The sequence below is a fragment of the Streptomyces sp. NPDC006544 genome (genome assembly GCF_040611715.1).
Lineage (GTDB): Bacteria > Actinomycetota > Actinomycetes > Streptomycetales > Streptomycetaceae > Streptomyces.
On record NZ_JBEXOV010000006.1, the window covers coordinates 21,727 to 45,450 of the forward strand.

Annotated in this window: 20 protein-coding genes and 1 pseudogene; 17 read left to right on the forward strand and 4 right to left on the reverse strand. The window is 72.6% G+C overall.

Annotated elements, in window-relative coordinates; all coding sequences use genetic code 11:
- Positions 1-71 precede the first annotated feature (71 nt).
- Positions 72-2,402: pseudogene (locus ABZY44_RS04520) on the forward strand (ComEC/Rec2 family competence protein); the annotation flags it as partial.
- A 157-nt stretch (positions 2,403-2,559) separates the two neighbouring features.
- Complete coding sequence (locus ABZY44_RS04525) at positions 2,560-3,420, forward strand: YceI family protein (RefSeq protein ID WP_356650215.1); 861 nt, start codon at positions 2,560-2,562, stop codon at positions 3,418-3,420.
- Positions 3,421-3,465: 45 nt separating this feature from the next.
- On the opposite strand, the gene ABZY44_RS04530 is transcribed toward ABZY44_RS04525, so the two are convergent.
- The gene (locus tag ABZY44_RS04530; RefSeq protein WP_356650094.1) at positions 3,466-3,708 is read right to left on the reverse strand and encodes a hypothetical protein; all 243 of its coding nucleotides are present in this window, start codon (positions 3,706-3,708) and stop codon (positions 3,466-3,468) included.
- Between the two features lie 73 nt (positions 3,709-3,781).
- Here ABZY44_RS04530 and holA point away from each other — a divergent pair, with 73 nt between their 5' ends.
- The gene (holA, locus tag ABZY44_RS04535; protein ID WP_356650095.1) at positions 3,782-4,774 is read left to right on the forward strand and encodes a DNA polymerase III subunit delta; all 993 of its coding nucleotides are present in this window, start codon (positions 3,782-3,784) and stop codon (positions 4,772-4,774) included.
- Positions 4,775-5,171: 397 nt separating this feature from the next.
- On the opposite strand, the gene rpsT is transcribed toward holA, so the two are convergent.
- Positions 5,172-5,438, reverse strand: coding sequence for a 30S ribosomal protein S20 (gene rpsT / locus ABZY44_RS04540; protein WP_356650096.1), 267 nt, complete (start codon positions 5,436-5,438; stop codon positions 5,172-5,174).
- A 223-nt stretch (positions 5,439-5,661) separates the two neighbouring features.
- Between rpsT and lepA the strand changes: the two genes are divergently transcribed.
- From lepA to hemW, 3 genes are all read left to right on the forward strand, one after another.
- Positions 5,662-7,527 carry a translation elongation factor 4 gene (gene lepA, locus ABZY44_RS04545; protein WP_356650097.1) on the forward strand — a complete coding sequence of 622 codons (1,866 nt, stop codon included), beginning with the start codon at positions 5,662-5,664 and terminating at the stop codon, positions 7,525-7,527.
- 422 nt (positions 7,528-7,949) lie between these two features.
- Complete coding sequence (locus tag ABZY44_RS04550; protein ID WP_356650098.1) at positions 7,950-9,842, forward strand: long-chain fatty acid--CoA ligase; 1,893 nt, start codon at positions 7,950-7,952, stop codon at positions 9,840-9,842.
- A 344-nt stretch (positions 9,843-10,186) separates the two neighbouring features.
- Positions 10,187-11,419 (forward strand): radical SAM family heme chaperone HemW, encoded by a 1,233-nt coding sequence (gene hemW, locus ABZY44_RS04555; RefSeq protein WP_356650099.1) that lies wholly within the window; start codon positions 10,187-10,189, stop codon positions 11,417-11,419.
- A 131-nt stretch (positions 11,420-11,550) separates the two neighbouring features.
- Here hemW and ABZY44_RS04560 read toward each other — a convergent pair whose 3' ends face one another.
- Positions 11,551-12,351, reverse strand: coding sequence for a DUF3097 domain-containing protein (locus tag ABZY44_RS04560; protein WP_356650100.1), 801 nt, complete (start codon positions 12,349-12,351; stop codon positions 11,551-11,553).
- Between the two features lie 28 nt (positions 12,352-12,379).
- Entirely contained in the window at positions 12,380-13,105 is a 726-nt protein-coding gene (locus ABZY44_RS04565; protein WP_356650101.1) for an MBL fold metallo-hydrolase, read from the reverse strand.
- Positions 13,106-13,250: 145 nt separating this feature from the next.
- On the opposite strand from ABZY44_RS04565, the gene hrcA reads away from it, so the two are divergent.
- The 11 genes from hrcA (at position 13,251) to ABZY44_RS04620 (ending at position 23,688) form a co-directional block, all read left to right on the forward strand.
- Complete coding sequence (gene hrcA / locus ABZY44_RS04570; RefSeq protein WP_356650102.1) at positions 13,251-14,267, forward strand: heat-inducible transcriptional repressor HrcA; 1,017 nt, start codon at positions 13,251-13,253, stop codon at positions 14,265-14,267.
- Positions 14,268-15,407, forward strand: a complete 1,140-nt coding sequence (dnaJ, locus tag ABZY44_RS04575; protein ID WP_356650103.1) for a molecular chaperone DnaJ — start codon at positions 14,268-14,270, stop codon at positions 15,405-15,407.
- A 190-nt stretch (positions 15,408-15,597) separates the two neighbouring features.
- Entirely contained in the window at positions 15,598-16,689 is a 1,092-nt protein-coding gene (locus ABZY44_RS04580) for a nitronate monooxygenase (RefSeq protein ID WP_356650104.1), read from the forward strand.
- Positions 16,686-17,429 (forward strand): 16S rRNA (uracil(1498)-N(3))-methyltransferase, encoded by a 744-nt coding sequence (locus tag ABZY44_RS04585; protein WP_356650105.1) that lies wholly within the window; start codon positions 16,686-16,688, stop codon positions 17,427-17,429. Before ABZY44_RS04580 ends, ABZY44_RS04585 begins: the two co-directional genes overlap by 4 nt.
- A 212-nt stretch (positions 17,430-17,641) precedes the next feature.
- A complete protein-coding gene (locus ABZY44_RS04590; protein WP_356650106.1) occupies positions 17,642-18,001 on the forward strand; it encodes a histidine triad nucleotide-binding protein in 360 nt (119 codons plus the stop codon).
- Between the two features lie 3 nt (positions 18,002-18,004).
- A complete protein-coding gene (locus ABZY44_RS04595) occupies positions 18,005-18,910 on the forward strand; it encodes a ribonuclease Z (protein WP_356650107.1) in 906 nt (301 codons plus the stop codon).
- 320 nt (positions 18,911-19,230) lie between these two features.
- Entirely contained in the window at positions 19,231-20,328 is a 1,098-nt protein-coding gene (locus ABZY44_RS04600; RefSeq protein WP_356650108.1) for a PfkB family carbohydrate kinase, read from the forward strand.
- A gap of 118 nt (positions 20,329-20,446) precedes the next feature.
- Positions 20,447-21,514 (forward strand): PhoH family protein, encoded by a 1,068-nt coding sequence (locus tag ABZY44_RS04605; protein WP_356650109.1) that lies wholly within the window; start codon positions 20,447-20,449, stop codon positions 21,512-21,514.
- A 13-nt stretch (positions 21,515-21,527) separates the two neighbouring features.
- Positions 21,528-22,025, forward strand: a complete 498-nt coding sequence (gene ybeY / locus ABZY44_RS04610; protein ID WP_356650110.1) for an rRNA maturation RNase YbeY — start codon at positions 21,528-21,530, stop codon at positions 22,023-22,025.
- On the forward strand, positions 22,022-23,329 hold the full coding sequence (locus ABZY44_RS04615) for a hemolysin family protein (RefSeq protein WP_356650111.1): 1,308 nt from the start codon (positions 22,022-22,024) through the stop codon (positions 23,327-23,329). The genes ybeY and ABZY44_RS04615 overlap by 4 nt, the downstream gene beginning before the upstream one ends.
- A complete protein-coding gene (locus ABZY44_RS04620; protein ID WP_356650112.1) occupies positions 23,326-23,688 on the forward strand; it encodes an MmcQ/YjbR family DNA-binding protein in 363 nt (120 codons plus the stop codon). The genes ABZY44_RS04615 and ABZY44_RS04620 overlap by 4 nt, the downstream gene beginning before the upstream one ends.
- Positions 23,689-23,724: the final 36 nt, after the last annotated feature.

The window sequence follows — 23,724 nt, forward strand, 5'->3', positions numbered from 1 at the left end:
CGGGCGCCGGGGGAGCGGAGCCGCGGCCCGCCGGGGACCCGGAGCGGGTGCGCCCCCTGGATCTGCGCCTGATGGTGCCGGCCCTGGCCGCCTGGGCCGCGGCCGCCGTCGCCCTCGGCGCACCCGCCGGGCAGAGCCTCGTGGCGGCGGGGACGGCGGTGGCCGGCGCGGGCCTGCTGCTCCTGGCCGGGTTCCGGCGTCCCGAGCGCTTCCGGCAGACGGCAGCGGCCGTGGCCGTGGTCCTCCTGTGCGCGGCCGCCGGGGCCGGGGTCGCCGGGCTCCACCGGTCCGAGGCACGGGCCGGCCCGGTCCCGGAGCTGGCCCGCCGGCACGCCAGGGTGCTGGCCGAGCTCACCGTCGGCTCCGATCCCCGGACCGCCCGGATCGGGAGCGGACCGCCCGTGGTGGTGCTCGACGCGGAGGTGACCCGGGTGACCGGGCCCGACGGGGCGCCGACCCGGGTCGCGACCCCGGTGCGGGTGCTGGCCGGGCATCCGGACTGGTCCCGGCTGCAGCCTTCGACCCGCGTCGAGGTGGTCGCCCGGCTGGCCCCGGCACACGGTGGCGAGCGGGCCGTCGCCCTGCTCCGCCCCGCCGGGGACACGCCGCCCCGGGTGACGGGCGGCCCTGATGCCGCGCAGCGGATCGCCGGGCGGCTGCGCGCCGGATTGCGCGAGGTCACCGACGGGCTGGCGCCGGATGCCAGGGCCCTGCTGCCGGGGCTGGTGGTGGGGGACACCTCCCGGGTGGAGCCCGATCTGCACGAGGCGTTCCGGGCCACCGATCTGCTGCACCTGCTGGCCGTCTCCGGATCCAACCTCACCGTGGTGCTCTTCCTGCTCATCGGACCGCCGGCCCGGGCGCAGCGGTCCGAGCGGGGCGGCCTGGCTCCGCTCCTGGGGCTCTCGCTGCGGGCCACGGCCCTGTGCGGAGCCGCACTGACCGCGGCCTTCGTGGTGGTGTGCCGGCCGGAGCCCAGCGTGCTGAGGGCGGCGGCCTGCGGAGCGGTGACCCTGCTGGCCATCGCCACCGGACGGCGCAGGTCCCTGCTCCCGGCGCTCGCCGCCGCCGTGCTCCTGCTGGTGCTCTACGACCCGTGGCTGGCCCGGAGCTACGGATTCCTGCTGTCGGTCCTGGCCACCGGGGCCCTGCTGACCCTCGCACCCCGGTGGAGCGAGGCCCTGCGGGACCGTGGCGTATGGCCCCGCCCGGCCGAGGCGCTGGGGGCCGCGGCGGCCGCGCAGGCGGTGTGCACGCCTGTCGTCGCCGTCCTGTCGGCCCGGGTGAGCCTGGTGGCGGTCCCGTGCAATCTGCTGGCCGAACTGGCCGCGGGCCCGGCTACGGTCCTGGGGTTCGCCGCACTGGCGGCGGCCCCGGTGTGCAGACCGGCCGCAGAGGTCCTGGCCTGGTGCGCCGGGGTACCGGCCGGGTGGATCGCCGCGGTGGCCCGGGGCGGGGCGGGACTGCCGGGGGCGGAGCTGGGCTGGCCCGGCGGGGTGGCCGGAGGGTTGCTGCTCGCCACCGCCACCTTGGCGGTGGTGGGGCTCGGGGGACGGTTCGGCCGCAAGCGATGGCTCTGCTCGGCCCTGGCCGTGACGCTGCTCCTCGCCGTACTGAGGCCGCCGCTGGTGACGCGTACGGTCAAAGGCTGGCCGCCGCCCGGGTGGAGCTATGTGCAGTGCGCGGTCGGCCAAGGGGACGCCGCCGTCCTGGCCGTCGCCCCCGGCACGGCCGTGGTGGTCGACGCGGGTCCCGAGCCGGGGCCGGTGGACGCCTGCCTGAGAGCGTTGGGAGTGCGGCAGGTGCCGCTGCTCCTGTTGACGCACTTCCACGCGGACCACGTGGGCGGGGTGGCCGGGGTGCTGAGGGGGCGGTCGGTGGGCGTGGTGCAGGTCACCGCGTTGGAGGAACCGGCGGGTCAGGCGCAGTTCGTGCGCAGGACGGCGGCTGCCGCCGGTGTCGGTGTCGTCCGCGCCTGGGACGGGGAGCGGCGCCGGGCCGGCCCGCTGGAGTGGCAGGTGGTGTGGCCGCCGGCCGTGGGGCCGCCGCCCGAGGGACCCAACGACGCGAGCGTGGCCCTGCTGGTGCGTACCGCCGGGGTGACCCTGCTCCTGCTGGGTGACCTCGAACCGGCCTCTCAGGAAGCGTTGTTGCGCAACCACCCGGAGCTGGGGCCGGTCGACGTCCTCAAGGTCGCCCACCACGGCAGCGCCCACCAGGACCCCGGGCTCTACGACCGGATCCGGCCCCGCCTCGCGATCGTCCCGGTCGGCGCGGGGAACCGGTACGGACACCCCGCCGCGCGCACGCTCACGCGGCTGCGGGCTTCGGGGGCGGTGGTGTTGCGCACGGACGAGGACGGTTCGGTGGCCGTCACGGGAAGCGGCTCGCGGCTGCGCGCGTTCCCGGCCGTCCGGCGCCGTCGCCGCTTCGGCCATACGGGGCGCGACCGCTCTGTTTGCCCACGACCCGACAGCGTGATCGAATGCGTTTTCGCCAGAACCGTCCAAGTCAACACAGCACGGGGGTGCACCAACCATGTTCAGTCGCAGACGGGGGATGGATTCGGCGGAGAGCGCCAGTCCCCATACATCCGCGACCCTGACGCTTCCTCATACCGCACGGCTGCTCAGCTGCCGGGTTCTCGACACGGACCACCAGCCGGTCCGGCAGGCCAAGTTCGAGGTGACCGACCCGATCGGCCGACGGATCGTCAGCGGGGAGACCGACCCGTACGGCGGGATCACGGCCGCGGTGCCGGCGGGCGAGTACCGGCTGTCGGTGACGGCCGAGGGCTATGCGCCGTTCCACGGCGCGACGCTCGTGGGAGATCCGGTACAGCCCGGAACCGGCGAGATCGTCCTCGACGCCGTGGAGCCGCCGCTGCTGCCGCAGCCGGGGCACTGGGAGCTCGACCCGGCGCATTCGTCGATCGGGTTCTCGGCCCGGCACATCGGCTTCGCCCGGATCAACGGCCGGTTCAACACCTTCGCCGGCGCGGTGCGGATAGCCGACCGGATGGAGGACTCCACCATGCACGTGATCATCGACGCGGCGAGCGTGGACACCGGGATGCGGCTGCGGGACGACCACCTGCGCTCCGCGGACTTCCTGGACGCGGCCCGTCATCCGACGGTGGAGTTCTACAGCGAGCGGTTCATCCACCACAGCGGCAGCCGGTGGTCGGTGGCGGGCGCCCTGACCCTCCACGGGGTCAGCCGGTCGGTCACGCTGGACACCATGTACCTGGGCCTGGGTACGGGCCTGGAGGGGGAGGCCAGGGCAGCCTGCCGGGCGACGGCGGAGCTGCAGCGCGAGGACTTCACGCTGAACTGGCAGTCCGTGCTGGCGCACGGGATCGCGGCGATCGGTTCGGGCGTGGAAGTGGCGCTGGACGTCCAGGCCGTGCACAAGGCCTGACCGGGGCCGGTCCCAGGGCTCCAGCCGCCGGCGCCGTGGGGCCGCTCACGGGGCTTCGAGCCAGCCGTCGTACTCGGTGGCCAGGTCGTCCAGGGCGGTGGTGTCGAGAGCCTCGTGCGGGTCCTCGACCACCACCAGCCACTGGGCGTCCTCGGCATCGTCCTCGCCCGCCAGGGCCTCGCGGACCAGCTGGGGTTCCTCCATGAGTCCGAAGCGGTCGACGACCTCCCGCGTCACCTCCTCGGCGGCGTCGCGGTCGGGCAGGACGAGTACATGTCGCACGTTCACCCGAACATTCTCGGCTACGGGGAAGGAGCCGATGGGCGAGGGGCTGTCAGTGCGGCGTGGGATGCTGGATCCGATGGCCACCAGGAAGAATTCAACCGACGACCTGCTCGCCCCGCTCACCCTCGCGGTGGGGCAGGAGGATCTGCTGCTCGACCGCGCCGTGCGGGAGGTGGTGACCGCGGCCCGTGCCGCCGACGCCGACACGGACGTGCGCGATCTCTCCTCCGAGCAGCTCCAGCCCGGCACGCTGTCGGAGCTGACCAGCCCCTCGCTCTTCTCGGAGCGCAAGGTGCTGGTCGTGCGCAACGCGCAGGACCTGGCCGCGGACACGGTCAAGGAGGTCAAGGCGTACCTCGCCGCGCCGTTCGAGGAGATCAGCCTCGTCCTCCTGCACGCCGGAGGGGTCAAGGGCAAGGGGCTGCTGGACGCGGCGCGCAAGGCGGGCGCCCGCGAAGTGGCCTGCCCGAAGATGACGAAGCCCGCGGACCGGCTGTCGTTCGTGCGGGGAGAGTTCCGCACGCTGGGGCGCTCCGCGACGCCCGAAGCCTGCCAGACACTGGTCGACGCGATCGGCAGCGACCTGCGGGAGCTGGCGAGCGCGGCGGCGCAGCTGTGCGCGGACGTCGAGGGCACGATCGACGAGGCCGTGGTCGGCCGCTACTACACCGGCCGGGCCGAGGCTTCCAGCTTCACGGTCGCCGACCGGGCGGTCGAGGGCCGGACGGCGGAGGCTCTGGAAGCGCTGCGCTGGTCCCTGTCCACGGGGGTGGCCCCGGTCCTGATCACCAGCGCGCTGGCGCAGGCGGTACGGGCGATCGGCAAGCTGGCCTCCGCCCCGCGGGGAGCCCGGCCCGGGGACCTCGCACGTGACCTGGGCATGCCGCCGTGGAAGATCGACCGGGTCCGGCAGCAGATGCGGGGGTGGTCGGCGAATGGTGTCGCGGACGCCCTGCGCGCGGTTGCCGATGCCGACGCGGGAGTGAAGGGCGGGGGCGACGACCCCGAGTACGCGCTGGAGAAGGCCGTCGTCGCGGTGGCCCGAGCGGCCAGGCCCCAGCGGGTCTAGCAGCCCGCCCGCATCGCCGACTGCTGCGCCGGCGGACGGGAGCGCCGGCGGTGCGGGGTGGCGCCTCGGGCGCTGCCCGGCCCGTGTGACCGGCTCCGCCCGAGGTGTCCCGAGTTCCGCCCGAGATGCGTACCACGATCGCCGCCGACCTCGATCCGCCCGCGGTCCCGGCCCCGGCCCCGTGACCTCCGCCGCGCGCAGCCGGACCCGCGCAGCCGGGCCCGCGCAGCGCGAAGGCCCCGGGCGTCGCCCTGGGGAAGGGAGACGGCCGGGGCCTTCGGTTGTTGCTGGGGTTGCGCCGCACCCGCGTGGCGAACGCTTCGTGTGCGGCGCGGAGTGCCGGTCGGGAGCGGGAGAGAGGGCCCGCTGGTTCCCTGCCCGGCGATCACATCAGAGCTCAGCCCTGAAGGGAGGCAACCTTGATCGCCAGCGCCGACTTCTTGTTGGCGGCGGCGTTCTTGTGGATGACACCCTTCGAGACGGCCTTGTCGAGCGCACGGGAAGCGGCGCGGGAAGCCACGGTGGCCTTCTCGACGTCACCGGCGACGACGGCCTCGCGGGCCTTGCGGATCGCGGTCTTGAGCGAGGACTTGACGGCCTTGTTACGCAGGCGCGCCTTCTCGTTCGTCTTGTTCCGCTTGATCTGGGACTTGATGTTCGCCACGAAAGAGCCTTTGCAGGTTCAGAGATTTGATCTTCGGATTGCGTCCCGGAAGCTTAGAGGGCATACGAGACACAGCTGCTCAGGCTACCAGGCGCGCTCCGACCGGCCCAAACCGAGCGCATGGCCCGGTCCATGGGACGATGGAAGCCTGCGTACAGACCCACTTCGCGCAGACCGACGCCCACACTTCGTTCCGACTGCGACCCGAGAATCAGGACACTGCGTGCCCGCGATCCCCAGCCACGTGCCCGAGCCGAGCCGTACCGACCCGGCGCTGATCCGCAACTTCTGCATCATCGCGCACATCGACCACGGCAAGTCGACCCTCGCCGACCGGATGCTCCAGCTCACCGGCGTGGTGGACTCGCGGCAGATGCGCGCCCAGTACCTCGACCGCATGGACATCGAGCGTGAGCGCGGCATCACGATCAAGTCCCAGGCGGTCCGGCTGCCGTGGGCGCCGAACACGGGCGAGGACGAGGGCAGGACCCACATCCTCAACATGATCGACACCCCCGGGCACGTCGACTTCACGTACGAGGTCTCGCGCTCCCTCGCCGCCTGTGAGGGCACGGTGCTCCTGGTGGACGCCGCCCAGGGCATCGAGGCGCAGACCCTCGCCAACCTGTACCTGGCGATGGAGAAGGACCTGGCGATCGTCCCGGTCCTGAACAAGATCGACCTGCCGGCCGCCCAGCCGGAGAAGTTCGCCGAGGAGCTCGCGAACCTGGTCGGCTGCCAGCCCGAGGACGTCCTGCGCGTCTCGGCGAAGACCGGCCTCGGTGTGGACGCGCTGCTCGACAAGATCGTCGCCACGGTCCCGGCCCCGGTCGGCCCCAAGGGAGCCCCGGCCCGCGCGATGATCTTCGACTCGGTCTACGACTCGTACCGCGGTGTCGTCACCTACGTCCGTGTCGTCGACGGCCAGCTCAACAAGCGCGAGCGCATCCGGATGATGTCGACCGGCGCCACGCACGAGCTGCTGGAGATCGGTGTCTCCTCCCCGGAGATGACCCCGGCCGACGGAATCGGCGTCGGCGAGGTGGGCTACATCATCACCGGCGTGAAGGACGTCCGTCAGTCCAAGGTCGGTGACACCATCACCAGCCTGAACAACGGCGCGACCGAGGCCCTCGGCGGCTACAAGGACCCGCGTCCGATGGTCTTCTCCGGCCTGTACCCGCTCGACGGCTCGGACTACCCGGACCTGCGCGAGGCCCTGGACAAGCTGCAGCTCAACGACGCCGCGCTGGTCTACGAGCCGGAGACCTCGGCGGCGCTGGGCTTCGGCTTCCGCGTCGGCTTCCTCGGCCTGCTCCACCTGGACGTGGTGCGCGAGCGCCTGGAGCGCGAGTTCGGTCTCGACCTGATCGCCACCGCGCCGAACGTGGTCTACCGCGTCGTCCTGGAGGACGGCAAGGAGGTCACCGTCACCAACCCGAGCGAGTTCCCCGAGGGCAAGATCAGGGACGTGTTCGAGCCGGTCGTCCGGGCCACGCTGCTCGCGCCCTCCGAGTTCATCGGCGCGATCATGGAGCTCTGCCAGCAGCGCCGCGGCACCCTCCTCGGGATGGACTACCTCTCCGAGGACCGGGTCGAGATCCGCTACACCCTCCCGCTCGCCGAGATCGTCTTCGACTTCTTCGACCAGCTGAAGTCCAAGACGCGCGGTTACGCCTCCCTCGACTACGAACCCACCGGCGAGCAGGCCTCCGGGCTGGTCAAGGTCGACATCCTGCTGCACGGCGACAAGGTCGACGCCTTCTCCGCCGTCACCCACAAGGACGCGGCCTACGCCTACGGTGTGCGCCTCGTCGCCAAGCTGCGCGAGCTCATCCCGCGGCAGGCCTTCGAGATCCCGATCCAGGCCGCCGTCGGCTCGCGCGTCATCGCCCGCGAGACCATCCGCGCCATCCGCAAGGACGTGCTCGCCAAGTGCTACGGCGGCGACATCTCCCGTAAGCGGAAGCTGCTGGAGAAGCAGAAGGAAGGCAAGAAGCGCATGAAGATGGTCGGCTCCGTGGAGGTCCCCCAGGAGGCCTTCATCGCCGTCCTCTCCAGCGACGAGTCCGGCGGCAAGAAGAAGTAGCCCTGGACCCGCTGCAGGCCCCCGTGCTCCGGCGCGGGGGCCTGCCGCGTTGCCGGGCGCGGCCGGGGCCCGTCGGGGAACGTAGGCCCGCCCGTCGTGGAACGCAGGGCCACCCGTCGCGGAACGTCCCGGCGGCCCGTCGCGGAACGCGGGCACGGTTCGGCGTGGAACCGCGGGCGCGTTCGTTGTGGAAGCGGGCGCGTTCGTCGTGGAACGTGGACACGCTTCGTTATGAATCGGCGTCCCATGGCCTCTTACGCGCCAGCCGGAGGGCCCCTAGTCTGATCACTGCTCGTTGGTTACTCGCCAGTTTTTTTGGCCGGGCGCCGCCAAGCCCTGACTCAGCCACCCACCCTGACCCACCACCCAGTCAGTCCGCCCCTGTGATGAACAGGCCCTGCCGCGTGGTCCGGAGGATGTCCGTGAGCGACACACAGACCTTGATCGAGAACCGCCCGCCCACCGTGGCGACCCTCTTCCTGGAGCGTGTCGCCGCCACGCCGAACGCCGAGGCCTACCGCTACCCGGTCCCCGCCTCCGACGGACAGGGTGGACCGGACGACTGGAAGTCGCTCAGCTGGGGGCAGGCCGCGGAGCGGGTTTTCGCCATCGCGGCCGGCATCCTCGACCTCGGTATCCAGCCGGAGGACCGCGTCGCGCTGTCCTCCAACACCCGGGTCGAGTGGATCCTCGCCGACCTCGGCGTGATGTGCGCCGGCGGCGCCGTCACCACCATCTATCCGAGCACGAACGCCGAGGAGTCGGCGTTCATCCTCTCCGACTCCGAGAGCCGGGTCCTGATCGCCGAGGACGCCGGGCAGCTGGCCAAGGCCCGTGCGCGCCGCGCCGACCTGCCCGAGCTGGCCCACGTGGTGGTCCTGGAGACGGCCGACGCCGTCGCCGCCGAGGGCGACCCCGAGGGCTGGGTGCTGTCCCTCGCCGACCTGGAGGCGCGCGGCCGCGAGTACCTGGCCAAGCACCCCGAGGCGGTCAAGGAGCGGATCGCGGCCATCACCGCCGACCAGCTCGCCACCCTCATCTACACCTCCGGCACCACCGGCCGCCCCAAGGGCGTGCGGCTGCCGCACGACAACTGGTCGTACATGGCCAAGGCCACCGTCGCCACCGGCCTGATCACCAAGGACGACGTCCAGTACCTCTGGCTGCCGCTCGCGCACGTCTTCGGCAAGGTGCTCACCTCCGGCCAGATCGAGGTCGGGCACGTCACCGCCGTCGACGGCCGTATCGACAAGATCATCGAGAACCTGCCGATCGTCCAGCCGACCTACATGGCGGCCGTGCCGCGCATCTTCGAGAAGGTCTACAACGGGGTCGCGGCCAAGGCCCGCGCCGGCGGCGGTGCCAAGTACAAGATCTTCCAGTGGTCGGTGGGCATTGCCCGCGAGTACGCCAAGGTCACCCAGGACAACTTCCGCCGCACGGGCAACGCGAGCGCCCCCTTCGGCCTCGCCACCAAGCACAAGATCGCCGACACGCTCGTCTTCTCCAAGCTCCGCGAGGCCTTCGGCGGCAACCTGCGCGCCGCCGTCTCCGGCGCCTCCGCCCTGGCCCCCGAGATCGGGTACTTCTTCTCCGGCGCCGGCATCCACATCCTGGAGGGCTACGGACTGACCGAGTCCAGCGCCGCCTCCTTCGTCAACCCCGGTGAGGCCTACCGCACCGGCACCGTCGGCAAGCCGCTCCCCGGCACCGAGGTCCGCATCGCCGACGACGGCGAGGTCCTCCTGCGCGGCCCGGGCATCATGCAGGGCTACCACCGGCAGCCGGAGAAGACCGCCGAGGTCCTGGAGGCCGACGGCTGGCTGCACACCGGGGACATCGGCGAGCTGTCGCCGGACGGCTACCTGCGGATCACCGACCGGAAGAAGGACCTGATCAAGACCTCGGGCGGCAAGTACGTCGCCCCGGCCGAGATCGAGGGCCAGTTCAAGGCGATCTGCCCCTACGTCTCCAGCATCGTCGTCCACGGCGCCGACCGGAACTTCTGCTCCGCGCTCATCGCCCTCGACGAGCCGTCCCTCCTCGTCTGGGCCGCCGAGAACGGGCTGGAGGGCAAGACGTACGCGCAGGTCCTGGCCGCGCCGGAGACCAACCGGCTCATCGAGACCTACGTCCAGACCCTCAACGAGGGCCTCCAGCGCTGGCAGACGGTCAAGAAGTTCCGCCTGCTGCCGCGCGACCTCGACGTCGAGCACGGGGACCTCACGCCCAGCCTGAAGCTGAAGCGGCCGGTCGTCGAGCGTGAGTTCAAGCACCTGATCGACGAGATGTACGAGGGCTCGCGCGAGGCGTAGCGCCTGCGGCGAGCCGTGCGGGGCGGGGCGGCGGACCGCCCCGCACGGCCCCGCCCCCCTGATCCGGGCAGGCCCCGGATGCATGCCCTCGCGCGGGCGGCATCCGGGGCCTGCCTGTACGCCCCCGCGGGCGGCTTCCGGGCATCCGCCGGGGCCCTGTGGGGACCTGGCGCGCGCCCCTGTGGGCCGCCTGCGGGGCCCCGTCCTCGAGGGCGCGCCCCGGGCTCCCGCTCCGGACTTCTGCGGCCGCCGCAGGGGGGTGGCCCCCGTCGGGAGCGGCCGGGCCACCCGGGGCGGGTTCGGCGCCGGGCGGACGGGCCCGGCGGGTGCGGGACAATGGGGGCATGCCTTCCGCACTGCCCGACGGTGACCCCATGCCCGAAGACGGCTCGCTGCCGTCGCATGCCCTGGCGGGCGCCGGGGAGCGGCCGCTCGGGTTCTACCTGCACGTCCCGTACTGCGCCACGCGCTGCGGGTACTGCGACTTCAACACCTACACGGCCACCGAGCTGCGGGGTACCGGTGGCGTGCTCGCCTCCCGGGAGAACTACGCCGACACCCTGATCGACGAGGTCCGCCTCGCCCGGAAGGTCCTCGGGGACGACCCGAGGGCGGTACGGACGGTGTTCGTCGGTGGCGGCACGCCGACGCTGCTGCCCGCAGCCGACCTCGTACGGATGCTCGCGGCGATCCGCGAGGAATTCGGGCTGGCCGAGGACGCCGAGGTCACGACCGAGGCCAACCCGGAGTCGGTGGACCCGCAGTACCTGGCGGAGCTGCGGGCGGGCGGGTTCAACCGGATCTCCTTCGGCATGCAGAGCGCCAGGCAGCACGTCCTGAAGGTGCTCGACCGTACGCACACCCCGGGGCGGCCGGAGGCGTGCGTCGCGGAGGCGCGGGCGGCCGGCTTCGAGCACGTGAACCTGGACCTGATCTACGGGACCCCGGGGGAGTCGGACGACGACTGGCGGGCCTCGCTGGAGGCGGCGCTGGGGGCCGGCCCGGACCACATCAGCGCCTACGCGCTGATCGTCGAGGAGGGCACCCAGCTCGCGCGGCGGATCCGCCGCGGCGAGGTCCCGATGACCGACGACGACGTGCACGCGGACCGGTACCTGATCCTCGACTCGGTGATGGCCGCGGCGGGCTACTCCTGGTACGAGGTCTCGAACTGGGCCACGACGGACGCCGGGCGCTGCCTGCACAACGAGCTGTACTGGCGCGGGGCCGACTGGTGGGGCGCGGGTCCGGGCGCGCACTCGCACGTGGGCGGCGTGCGGTGGTGGAACGTGAAGCACCCCGGCGCGTACGCGGCCGCGCTGGCGCAGGGGCGGTCCCCGGGCGCCGGGCGCGAGCTCCTCTCGCAGGAGGACCGCCGGGTCGAACGCATCCTGCTGGAGCTCCGGCTCGTGGACGGCGTCCCGCTGTCCCTGCTCGCCCCCGCCGGTCTCGCCGCCGCGGGGCGGGCACTGGCCGACGGTCTCCTGGAGCCGGGCCCGTACGGGGCGGGGCGCGCCGTCCTGACGCTGCGCGGCCGCCTCCTGGCCGACGCGGTGGTCCGCGACCTGGTCGACTAGGCGGCCCCGGCGGGCCGGCCCGGGCAGGCCGCCCACGAGGCGGGCAGGCCGCCACGGTGGTGTTGACCGAGGGGTTCCGCCGGGATCGTGACCGCGGGCCTTCCCCGGCCGGGCCGAGGCGCCCGAGGCGCCTACGGCGCCGTCACGTGGTCGATGAGGTGTTCCACCGCGCCCAGGAGGGTCGGTTCCAGGTCCTTGTACGAGGTCACGCGCGACAGGATGTGCTGCCAGGCGGCGCCGGTGTTCGGGGGCCAGCCCAGGGCGTGGCAGATGCCGGTCTTCCAGTCCTGGCCGCGGGGCACCACCGGCCAGGCCGGGATGCCGAGGGCGGACGGTTTCACCGCCTGCCAGACGTCCACGTACGGGTGGCCCACGATCAGGACGTCGGGGGAGGTCACCGAGGCGGCGATGCGGGACTCCTTCGTGCCCGGGACCAGATGGTCCACGAGGATCCCCAGGCGGGCGTCCGGGCCCGGGGCGAAGTCCGCCACGATGGCCGGGAGGTCGTCGATGCCTTCCAGGTACTCCACCACCACGCCTTCGATCCGCAGGTCGTCGCCCCAGACCCGCTCCACGAGTTCGGCGTCGTGGCGGCCCTCGACGTAGATCCGGCCCGCTCGCGCCACCCGCGCCCGCGCGCCCGGGACGGCCAGCGACCCGGACGCGGTGCGCAACGGGGCGGAGGGGCCGCGGGCGGGGCGGGTCAGGGTGACCACCGCGCCGTCCAGGAGGAACCCGCGGGGTTCGAGCGGGAAGACGCGGCGCTTGCCGAAACGGTCTTCCAGGGTGACGGTGCCCGCCTCGCAGCCCACCACCGCGCCGCAGAAGTCCGTACCCGCCACCTCGACCACCAGGTCCGGGTCGGCCGGCACCTCCGGGACGGGCTTGGCGCGCTTCCACTGGGGGGTCAGGTCGGGGGAGTAGTCACGCATCCGGCCGAGGGTAGGAGAGCGGGCGGCCTCAGAGCGCCGACACGCCGAAGCGGGCCGCGAGTGTGGCGCGTTGCGCACGGACGAACCCCGCGTCGACGACCGCTCCGTGACCCGGCACGTACAGAGCGTCGTCCCCGCCCAGGGCGAGGAGCCGGTCGAGCGCCGCCGGCCACTGGCGGGGCACGGCGTCCGGGCCGGCCTGGGGCTCGCCCGATTCCTCGACCAGGTCGCCGCAGAAGACGACCTCGCGGGTTCCGGGGACGAAGACGGCCAGGTCGTGCCGTGTGTGGCCGGGGCCGACGTTCGCCAGCAGCACCTGCACCCCGCCCAGATCGAGCGTCCACTCGCCCGACACCAGGTGCCGGGGGAGCACCAGGAGCTCCACCGCCTCGGCGGCCTCGGCCTCCGCGAGGCCGTGCCGGACGGCCTCGGCCCGGAGGTCGTCGTGGCTGACGGACAGCAGGTTGTCGAGCCCGACCGGGCCGTAGACCTGCGCGCCGGCGAACACCGCCCCGCCCAGCACGTGGTCGAAATGTCCGTGTGTGAATGCGATATGGGTCACGCGGCGGCCCGCCAGCCGCTCCGCCTCGGCCCGCACCCGCGCGCCCTCCCGTACGGATGAACCGGGGTCGATCAGGAGGGCCGAATCCTCGCCCACCACCAGTCCCACGGTGCAATCCCAGACCGGCAGGCGCCGCCGGCCGACCCGTTCGGTGAGTCGTTCCCAGCCCGCCTCTTCCCAACGCACGTCCATACCGCGACGCTACCTTGGTCGCCCGCCCTTGCTAGCGGTGTACCACCCCGCCGTACACTGACCGGGGTATGTCTGGCACTCGAACGCGCAGAGTGCCAATGGGCCCGGCCGGCCGGCGAACGACGAAACGATGGAGGTGTGCGCGATGCTCAGCGAACGCAGACTCGAAGTGCTGCGCGCCATCGTCCAGGACTACGTCGGGACGGAGGAGCCGGTGGGCTCCAAGGCGCTCACCGAGCGGCACCGGCTCGGCGTGTCGCCCGCCACCGTGCGCAACGACATGGCACTGCTGGAGGAGGAGGGCTACATCGCCCAGCCCCACACCAGCGCCGGCCGGATCCCCACCGACAAGGGCTACCGCCTCTTCGTCGACAAGCTGGCGGGGGTCAAGCCCCTGTCCACGCCCGAGCGCCGGGCCATCCAGAACTTCCTCGACGGCGCCGTGGACCTCGACGACGTGGTCGGCCGGACCGTACGGCTGCTCGCGCAGCTGACCCGGCAGGTCGCGGTCGTCCAGTACCCGAGCCTGACCCGCTCCACCGTCCGGCACGTGGAACTGCTCTCGCTGGCCCCGGCCCGCCTGATGCTCGTCCTCATCACGGACACCGGCCGGGTCGAGCAGCGGCTCGTCGACTGCCAGACCCCCTTCGGGGAGGCGTCGCTCGCCGATCTGCGGGCGCGCCTCAACAGCCGGGTCGTCGGCCGCAGGTTCACCGACGTGCCGCCGCTGGTGCAGGACCTTCCGGAGTCCTTCGAGGCCGAGGACAGGGCGACGGCGAAGGCTGTCCTCGACACCCTTCTCGAAACGCTGGTGGAGGAGGCGGAGGAGCGGCTGATGATCGGCGGCACCGCCAACCTCACCCGTTTCGGACACGATTTTCCCCTGACGATCAGGCCGGTGCTCGAAGCGCTGGAGGAGCAGGTCGTGCTCCTCAAGCTGCTGGGCGAGGCCAACGAGTCGGGAATGGCCGTAAAGATCGGGCATGAGAATGCCTACGAGGGACTGAACTCCACGTCCGTCGTCTCGGTCGGCTACGGTTCGGGCGGCGAAGCAGTCGCCAAACTCGGCGTGGTCGGACCGACCCGCATGGACTACCCCGGAACGATGGGAGCGGTACGCGCAGTGGCACGTTACGTCGGACAGATCCTGGCGGAGTCGTAAGTGGCCACGGACTACTACGCCGTTCTCGGCGTGCGCCGCGACGCATCGCAGGACGAGATCAAGAAGGCCTTCCGCCGCCTCGCGCGTGAACTCCACCCGGACGTGAATCCGGACCCGAAGACGCAGGAGCGCTTCAAGGAGATCAACGCCGCGTACGAGGTGCTCTCGGACCCGCAGAAGAAGCAGGTCTTCGACCTCGGCGGCGACCCGCTGTCCTCCTCGGGCGGCGGTGGCGGAGCGGGCGGCTTCGGGGCGGGTGGCTTCGGCAACTTCTCCGACATCATGGACGCCTTCTTCGGCCAGTCCCAGCAGCGCGGACCGCGTTCGCGGACCCGCCGCGGCCAGGACGCCATGATCCGCCTCGACCTGGAACTGGACGAGGCCGCCTTCGGCACCACCAAGGACATCCAGGTCGACACGGCCGTCGTGTGCACCACCTGCTCCGGTGAAGGGGCCGCCCCCGGCACTTCGGCGCAGACGTGTGACATGTGCCGCGGCCGCGGTGAGGTCTCGCAGGTCACCCGGTCCTTCCTGGGCCAGGTCATGACCTCGCGCCCCTGCCCGCAGTGCCAGGGCTTCGGCACCGTGGTCCCGACCCCGTGCCCCGAGTGTGCGGGCGACGGGCGGATCCGCTCCCGCCGCAGCCTGACGGTCAAGATCCCCGCCGGTGTCGAGAACGGCACCCGGATCCAGCTCGCGGGCGAGGGCGAGGTCGGCCCCGGCGGCGGCCCCGCCGGCGACCTGTACGTGGAGATCCACGAGCTGCCGCACCCGACCTTCCAGCGGCGCGGGGACGACCTGCACTGCACGGTCACCCTCCCGATGACCGCGGCGGCCCTGGGCACCAAGTGCCCGCTGGAGACGCTGGACGGGATGGAGGAGATCGACATCCGGCCCGGCACGCAGTCCGGCCAGGCGATCCCGCTGCACGGTCGGGGCGTCACCCACCTGCGCGGCGGCGGGCGCGGCGACCTCATCGTGCACGTCGAGGTCACCACCCCCGGCAAGCTGGACCCGGCGCAGGAGGACCTGCTGCGCCAGCTGGCGAAGCTGCGCGGCGAGGAGCGGCCGCTGGGCCAGTTCGCGCCGGGCCAGCAGGGGCTGTTCAGCCGCCTGAAGGACGCCTTCAACGGGCGCTGAGCCGCGCGCGGCGGCGTACGGCACCACGTGCGCGCGCACGGACGAGAACGACCGCGAGCCCGGTCCGGGGATGCCCCGGACCGGGCTCGCCGCATGGCGCCGGCGCGTTTCGGGCACCCCGGTGAAGGGGACTATGCCAGGCGAATGCCGTGATTCGGCCCCGTGAGCGGGACATGGCACGATGCAGACCATGTCCTCCGCACCGAACGGTCTCTTCGCGTATCCGATCGTGCAGGCTCCCATGGCCGGCGGCGCGTCCTGCCCGCCGCTCGCCGCCGCCGTGTGCGAGGCGGGCGGGCTGGGCTTCCTGGCCGGCGGGTACAAAACCGCCGACGGCATGTACCAGGAGATCAAGCGGCTGCGCGCGCTCACCCGCCGCCCGTTCGGCGTCAACCTCTTCATGCCGCAGACCGGATACGTGGACCCGGCCGCCGTGGAGGCGTACCGCGGCCAGCTCGCCGGCGAGGCCAGCTGGTACGAGATCTCGCTCGCCGAAGAGGACATCATCGGCACCAGCGACGACGGCTACGACGCCAAACTCGCCATTCTCATCGAGGACCCGGTCCCCGTGGTCTCGTTCACCTTCGGCCTGCCCTCGCCCGCGGCCCTCACCTGCCTGCGCAAGGCCGGTACGTACACGATCGCCACGGTCACCTCCGTGGAGGAGGCCCGCGCCGCGCAGGAGGCGGGCGCCGACGCCGTGTGCGTCCAGGGCATGGAGGCGGGCGGCCACCAGGGCACCCACCGCGACGACCCCCAGGCCGACGGCACGGCGGGCCTGGGACTGCTCGCGCTCGTGGCGCAGGTACGGGAGAGCGTGGCCCTGCCGATCATCGCGGCGGGCGGGCTGATGCGCGGCTCGCAGATCGCCGCGCTGCTGGCCGCGGGCGCGGAGGCGGCGCAGCTCGGCACGGCGTTCCTGGCCTGTCCGGAGTCCGGCGCGGACCCGCTGCACAAGAAGGCGCTGACCGACCCGCTGTTCGTCCGTACGGAGATGACCCGGGCCTTCTCGGGGCGCCCGGCCCGGGGGCTGGTCAACCGGTTCATGCGCGAGCACGGCCCGTACGCCCCCGCGGCCTACCCGCAGGTGCACCACCTGACCTCGCCGCTGCGCAAGGCGGCCGCGGCGGCCGGGGACCCGCAGGGCATGGCCCTGTGGGCGGGCCAGGGGCACCGGCTGGCGCGGACGATGCCCGCGGGCGAGCTCGTCGAGGTGCTCGCGGCGGAACTCTCGGCGGCGCAGAACGCGTTGAAGACAAGGCAAATGAGGAGTGCGTCATGACCGCCCCCGTGTTCGTGGTCGAAAAGGTCCCCGAGGGACCGGAGTTCGTCCTGGACGGCCCCGAGGGCCGGCACGCGGTGTCCGTGAAGCGGCTGACCCCGGGCGAGGCCCTGGTCCTGGCCGACGGCCGGGGCGGCTGGGCCGAGGCCGTCGTGACGGCGGCCGAGGGCAAGGACCGCCTGGTGGTCCGCGTGAGCGGGGTCTTCGAGGAGGCGGAGCCGGCCGTCCGGATCACCGTCGTCCAGGCCCTGCCCAAGGGCGACCGGGGCGAGGTCGCCGTCGAGACCATGACGGAGACCGGCGTCGACGCGATCGTGCCCTGGCAGGCCTCGCGCTGCATCACCCAGTGGCGCGGGGACCGCGGCGCCAAGTCCCTGGCGAAGTGGCGGGCCACCGCCCGCGAGTCCGGCAAGCAGTCGCGCCGGGTCCGCTTCCCCGAGGTCGCCGAAGCCCTCTCCACCAAGCAGGTCGCGGCACTGCTCGCCGGGGCCGACCTCGCGATGGTCCTCCACGAGGACCGCGACGCGCCCTCGGGCGCCCTGGCCACGGCGGAACTGCCCGCGGCGGGCTCCGTCGTCCTGGTGGTCGGACCCGAGGGCGGGGTCTCCCCGGAGGAGCTCGCCGCCTTCGCGGCGGCCGGCGCCCACCCGTACCGGCTGGGCCCCTCGGTGCTGCGCACCTCCACCGCCGGGACGGCGGCGGCGGCGGTCCTGCTGGCCAGGACGGGCCGCTGGTCCTGAGCGGCCGTCCCCGCGCCGCACCGGCCGGAAACCGGCCCGCGGAGCCGGCCCCGGGCCGCCCCTGAAAACCGGCCCGGGGGCTCCCCGGGGGCTCGCCGGGGGACGCCCCGAAGGCGCGGAACCCGAGCCGCCGGTCCTGGCGCGGCGGCGGCCCGTCCCCGGCGGTGGATACCATGCCGGAACCGATCGAACGTCACGGAGGGACCAGCGAAATGGCCGGTGAACCGCAGGCCGACTGCCTGTTCTGCAAGATCGTCGAGGGAAACATCCCGGCGACGATCGTCCGGGAGACCGAGACGACCGTAGCCTTCCGGGACATCAACCCGCAGGCGCCCAGCCACGTCCTCGTCATCCCGAAGGCGCACTACGCCGACGCCGCGTCCCTCGCCGCCGCCGCGCCCGAGCTCGCCGCCGACGTACTGCGCGAGGCGGGCCACGTCGCCGCCGACGAGAAGATCGTCGAGCACGGCTACCGGGTCGTCTTCAACACCGGCGCCGGCGCCGGCCAGACCGTCTTCCACGCCCACGCGCACGTCCTCGGCGGGCGCGGGCTCCAGTGGCCCCCCGGATAAGACGTGTCCGTACGGGAATTCGTCGTGCTGGGCACCGCCAGCCAGGTGCCCACCCGGCACCGCAACCACAACGGCTACCTGCTGCGCTGGGACGGCGAGGGCATCCTCTTCGATCCCGGCGAGGGCACCCAGCGCCAGATGCTGCGCGCCGGGGTCGCCGCGCACGACATCAACCGGATCTGCGTCACCCACTTCCACGGTGACCACAGCCTCGGCCTCGCCGGAGTCATCCAGCGGATCAACCTCGACCGGGTCCCGCACCCCGTCACCGCGCACTATCCGGCCTCCGGGCAGAAGTTCTTCGACCGGCTGCGCTACGCCACGGCCTACCGCGAGACGGTACGGCTGGCCGAGGAGCCGGTCGCCGAGGACGGCCTCCTGGCCCGCACCGACTCCTACACCCTGGACGCGGTACGGCTCTCCCACCCGGTGGAGTCCTTCGGCTACCGGATCACCGAGCCCGACGGGCGCCGGATACGGCCCGAACTGCTCGCACTCCACGGGATCAAGGGCCCGGACGTGGGCCGGATCCAGCGCGAGGGCCGCCTCGGCGGGGTCACCCTGGACGAGGTCAGCGAGCCGCGCGCCGGGCAGCGCTTCGCCTTCGTGATGGACACCCGGCTCTGCGAGGGCGTCGACGCGCTCGCCCAGGGCTGCGACATGCTGGTGATCGAGTCGACGTTCCTCGACGAGGACGTCCAACTCGCCACCGACCACGGCCACCTCACCGCCGGACAGGCCGCCCGGGCGGCACGGGAGGCGGGCGTACGGCACCTCGTGCTGACGCACTTCTCGCAGCGCTACACCGACCCGGCGGAGTTCGAACGGCAGGCCCGCGCGGCCGGGTTCGAGGGCGAGCTGACGATCGCGGCCGACCTCGTACGGGTGCCCGTGCCGAAGCGGACCTGAGGACGGCGGCCCGCCCCCGGCACGCCGCTCCCCCCGGCACGCCGCCCCCGGCCCGCCGCTTCCCCCCGGCACGTCGCCCCTCGGGGGGTGCCCCCGCCGGCCGCACCGCGCCCGACGTGCGGTGCGGCGGCGGTACGGCCACCCCGCAGCAGGAGAGCCACGGCACTCCCTCGGTGATCTGCGCCACACTGTTGTCCTGGTCCTTCCGGGAGGGTGGAGCCGGGCGGCCGTCGCACGTCGCCCCCCTTGCGGAGACGACCCGCCAAGATGTGGATCAGGCACCACTTCCAGCGAAACGCGCGCCGAACGGAGAGCACCTCGTGAGCAGTCGGGACAGCCGGGACAGCCGCACCGCCGCCGTGGACCCGCTCGGTCCGCTGCGCGATCCCCAGGAGCCGGGCTGCGACGTCTTCCTGACCGGCGCCGTGTTCCTCGACATCATCTTCACCGGCCTCGACTCGGCCCCCGTGCGCGGTACGGAGTCCTGGGCGCGCGGCATGGGTTCCAGCCCCGGCGGCGTCGCCAACATGGCCACGGCCCTCGCCCGGCTCGGCCTGCGCACCTCGCTCGCCGCCGCCTTCGGGGACGACCACTACGGCGAGTACTGCTGGGACGCGCTGGAGCAGGGCGAGGGAATCGACTTGTCGATGTCACGGACCGTGCCCGGCTGGCACAGCCCCGTCACCGTCTCCATGGCGTACGAGGGCGAACGCACGATGGTCTCGCACGGCCACGAGGCTCCGCCCCCGGCGGGCCCCGGGCCCTTCCCGCAGTGCCCGCCCCGCGCCCGTGCGGCCGTGGCCTCGCTCGGCACGGGCGGCGGGGAGGCGTGGGTGGCCGAGGCGGCCCGGCGGGGGGCGCGGGTCTTCGCCGACGTCGGATGGGACGAGAGCGGGCGGTGGGACCTGGGGGCGCTGGCCGACCTGGAGCACTGCGAGGCGTTCCTGCCCAATGCGGGCGAGGCGATGGCCTACACGCGCACCGACTGCCCGCGCGCGGCGGCGCGGACGCTGGCCGAGAAGGTCCCGATCGCGGTGGTGACCATGGGGTCCGAGGGCTCGTACGCGGTGGACGGGCGGACCGGGGAGAGCGCCGAGGTCCCGGCGATCGCGGTCGAGGCGCTGGACCCGACCGGAGCGGGCGACGTCTACGTGGCGGGCTTCCTCACCGGCACCCTCGCCGGCTGGCCGCTGGCGGACCGGCTGGCCTTCGCGGGCCTGACGGCGGCCCTGTCGGTCCAGGAGTTCGGGGGCTCGCTGTCGGCCCCCGGATGGCCGGAAGTGGCCGCCTGGTGGCGCACCGCGCCGCAGGACGTGCGCGGGCGGTACGGGTTCCTGGACGACCTGGTCCCGCCCGGCGCCGCCCCGGCCAGCCGGCGCCGGGCGGTCCCGACCATCGGCTTCCGGCACCCCGCGTAGGAGCGCGCCGGAAAACCTCTCGGGGATGGGGCGGCGGCGACGTAGGCTTGGAGGTCCGGAGGTCGTCGATCGGCGCGGCCCCTCAGTGGGAGGTATGCGCAGGCCACAGTGCCGGCCCATGACTCAGACAACGAGAGCCCAGATCCCCGCACCGGGACAGGCGCGAGCCCACTTCAGCGTCCCGGCCACCCATCCGATGGTGTCCGTCCTCGGATCGGGAGACGCGCTGTTGCGCGTGATCGAGAAGGCCTTCCCGAAGGCCGACATCCATGTTCGGGGCAATCAGGTCAGCGCGATCGGCGCGGCGGCGGAAGTCGCCCTGATCCAGCGCCTGTTCGACGAGATGATGCTGGTGCTCCGCACCGGGCAGCCGATGACGGAGGACGCAGTGGAACGCTCGATCGCCATGCTCAAGTCGAGCCGCAACGGCGACGGGCCGGACGAGACCCCGGCCGAGGTGCTCACTCAGAACATCCTCTCCAGCCGCGGACGCACGATCCGGCCCAAGACCCTGAACCAGAAGCGGTACGTCGACGCGATCGACAAGAACACGATCGTCTTCGGCATCGGCCCCGCCGGTACCGGCAAGACCTACCTCGCCATGGCCAAGGCGGTCCAGGCCCTGCAGTCCAAACAGGTCAGCCGGATCATCCTGACCCGCCCCGCCGTCGAGGCCGGCGAGCGGCTCGGCTTCCTGCCGGGCACGCTCTTCGACAAGATCGACCCGTACCTGCGCCCCCTCTACGACGCCCTGCACGACATGATCGACCCGGACTCGATCCCGCGCCTGATGGCGGCGGGCACCATCGAGGTCGCGCCCCTCGCCTACATGAGGGGAAGGTCGCTCAACGAGGCGTTCGTCGTCCTCGACGAGGCGCAGAACACCACCACCGAGCAGATGAAGATGTTCCTGACCCGCCTCGGCTTCGACTCGAAGATCGTCATCACCGGTGACGTCACCCAGGTCGACCTGCCGGGCGGCGCCAAGAGCGGTCTGCGCCAGGTCCAGGACATCCTGGAAGGGGTGCCCGACATCCACTTCTCGCGGCTCACGTCCGAGGATGTCGTCCGGCACAAGCTGGTCGGCCGTATCGTCGACGCGTACGAGAAGTACGACGACATCCAGGCGCGCCAGGCCGGCCCAGACGGCGGCGAGCGCACCCGGAACGGCCACCAGCGGAAGTAGAACCCAGCGCACCATGTCGATCGACGTCAACAACGAGTCCGGAACCGAGGTCGACGAGCAGGCGATCCTCGACATCGCCCGCTACGCGCTCACCCGGATGCGGATCCACCCGCTCTCGGAGCTCTCCGTCATCGTCGTCGACGAGGAGGCGATGGAGCAGCTCCACATCCAGTGGATGGACCTACCCGGACCCACCGACGTCATGTCCTTCCCGATGGACGAACTGCGTCCGCCGTCCAAGGACGAGGAGGAGCCCCCGCAGGGGCTCCTCGGTGACATCGTGCTCTGTCCCGAAGTGGCCAAGAAGCAGGGCGAGGACGCGCCGACGCGGCACTCCATGGACGAGGAGCTCCAGCTCCTGACCGTCCACGGGGTGCTGCACCTGCTCGGCTACGACCACGAGGAGCCGGACGAGAAGGCCGAGATGTTCGGCCTCCAGGCGGCCATCGTCGACGGCTGGCGCGGCGAGCGCGGCGTGACCGGCCCGTCCCCGGCCCCGACCGTCTCGTGACCGGCGATCCCCAGCTGATCACCGGGGCCGTCCTGCTGGTCGTGGTGGCCTGGTTCGCGGCGTGCGCGGAGTCCGGCATCGCCCGGATCTCCACCTTCCGCGCCGAACAGGCCGTACGGGACGGCCGGCGCGGCAGCGCCAAGCTGGCGCAGGTCGCCGCCGATCCCACCCGCTACCTCAACGTCGCCCTGCTGGTCCGGGTCACCTGCGAGATGGCGGCGGGCGTGCTCGTCACCTACGTCTGCCTCGACGAGTTCGGGGAGAACTGGACCGCGCTCTTCGTGGCCATCGGCGTGATGGTGCTGGTCTCGTTCGTGGCGGTCGGGGTGTCTCCGCGCACCATCGGCCGGCAGCATCCGCTGAACACCGCCACGGCGGCCGCCTACGTCCTCGTCCCGCTCGCCCGCGTCATGGGGCCCGTCCCGCAGCTGCTGATCCTCATCGGCAACGCGCTCACACCCGGCAAGGGCTTCCGCAAGGGGCCCTTCGCCTCCGAGGCCGAGCTGCGCGCGATGGTGGACCTGGCGGAGAAGGAGTCGCTCATCGAGGACGACGAGCGCCGGATGGTGCACCAGGTCTTCGAGCTGGGCGACACGCTCGTGCGCGAGGTGATGGTGCCCCGTACCGACCTGGTGTGCATCGAGCGGTACAAGACGATCCGTCAGGCGACCACGCTCGCGCTGCGCTCCGGCTTCTCGCGCATCCCCGTCACCGGGGAGAACGAGGACGACATCGTGGGCGTCGTGTACCTGAAGGACCTGGTCCGCAAGACCCACATCAGCCGCGAGTCGGAGACCGATCTGGTCTCGACGGCGATGCGGCCGGCGGTCTTCGTTCCGGACACCAAGAACGCGGGCGACCTGCTGCGCGAGATGCAGTCGGTGCGCAACCACGTGGCGGTGGTCATCGACGAGTACGGCGGCACCGCCGGCATCGTCACCATCGAGGACATCCTGGAGGAGATCGTCGGCGAGATCACCGACGAGTACGACCGGGAGATCGCGCCGGTGGAGGAGCTGGGCGGGGACAGCTACCGGGTCACCGCGCGGCTGGACATCACCGACCTCGGGGAGCTGTTCAAGGTCGACTCCTTCGACGACGAGGACGTCGAGACCGTCGGCGGGCTGCTTGCCAAGGCACTGGGCCGGGTGCCGATCGCCGGCGCCTCGGCGGTGGTGGACCTGCCGGACGGACGGCCGCTGCGGCTGACCGCCGAATCCCCGGCGGGACGACGCAACAAGATCGTGACGGTACTGGTGGAGCCGCTGGCTCCGGCGGTGACGGTGGAGGACGGGGCGGAATGACACCGAGCGAGCTGCGCGACTTCTGCCTGGGTTTCAACGCGGCGGTGGAGGAGTTCCCCTTCACCCCGGAGACCTCGGTGTTCAAGGTGCTGGGGAAGGTGTTCGCGCTGTCGGCGCTGGACGGCGACCCGCTGAAGGTCAACCTCAAGTGCGAACCGGAGCAGGCGGTGCGGCTGCGGGAGGAGCACGAGGCGGTCGTGCCGGGCTGGCACATGAACAAGCGGCACTGGAACACGGTCACGGTGGGCGGGCCGGGGGCCCTGCCCGACGCCCTGGCCCGGGAGCTCGTCGAGGACTCGTACGACCTCGTGGTCGCCGGTCTGCCGAAGGCCGAACGGCTGCGGCTCGACCGGCCGTAGCGCGCGAGCGTGTCCGCGGGGCCGTCGTGCGGCCCC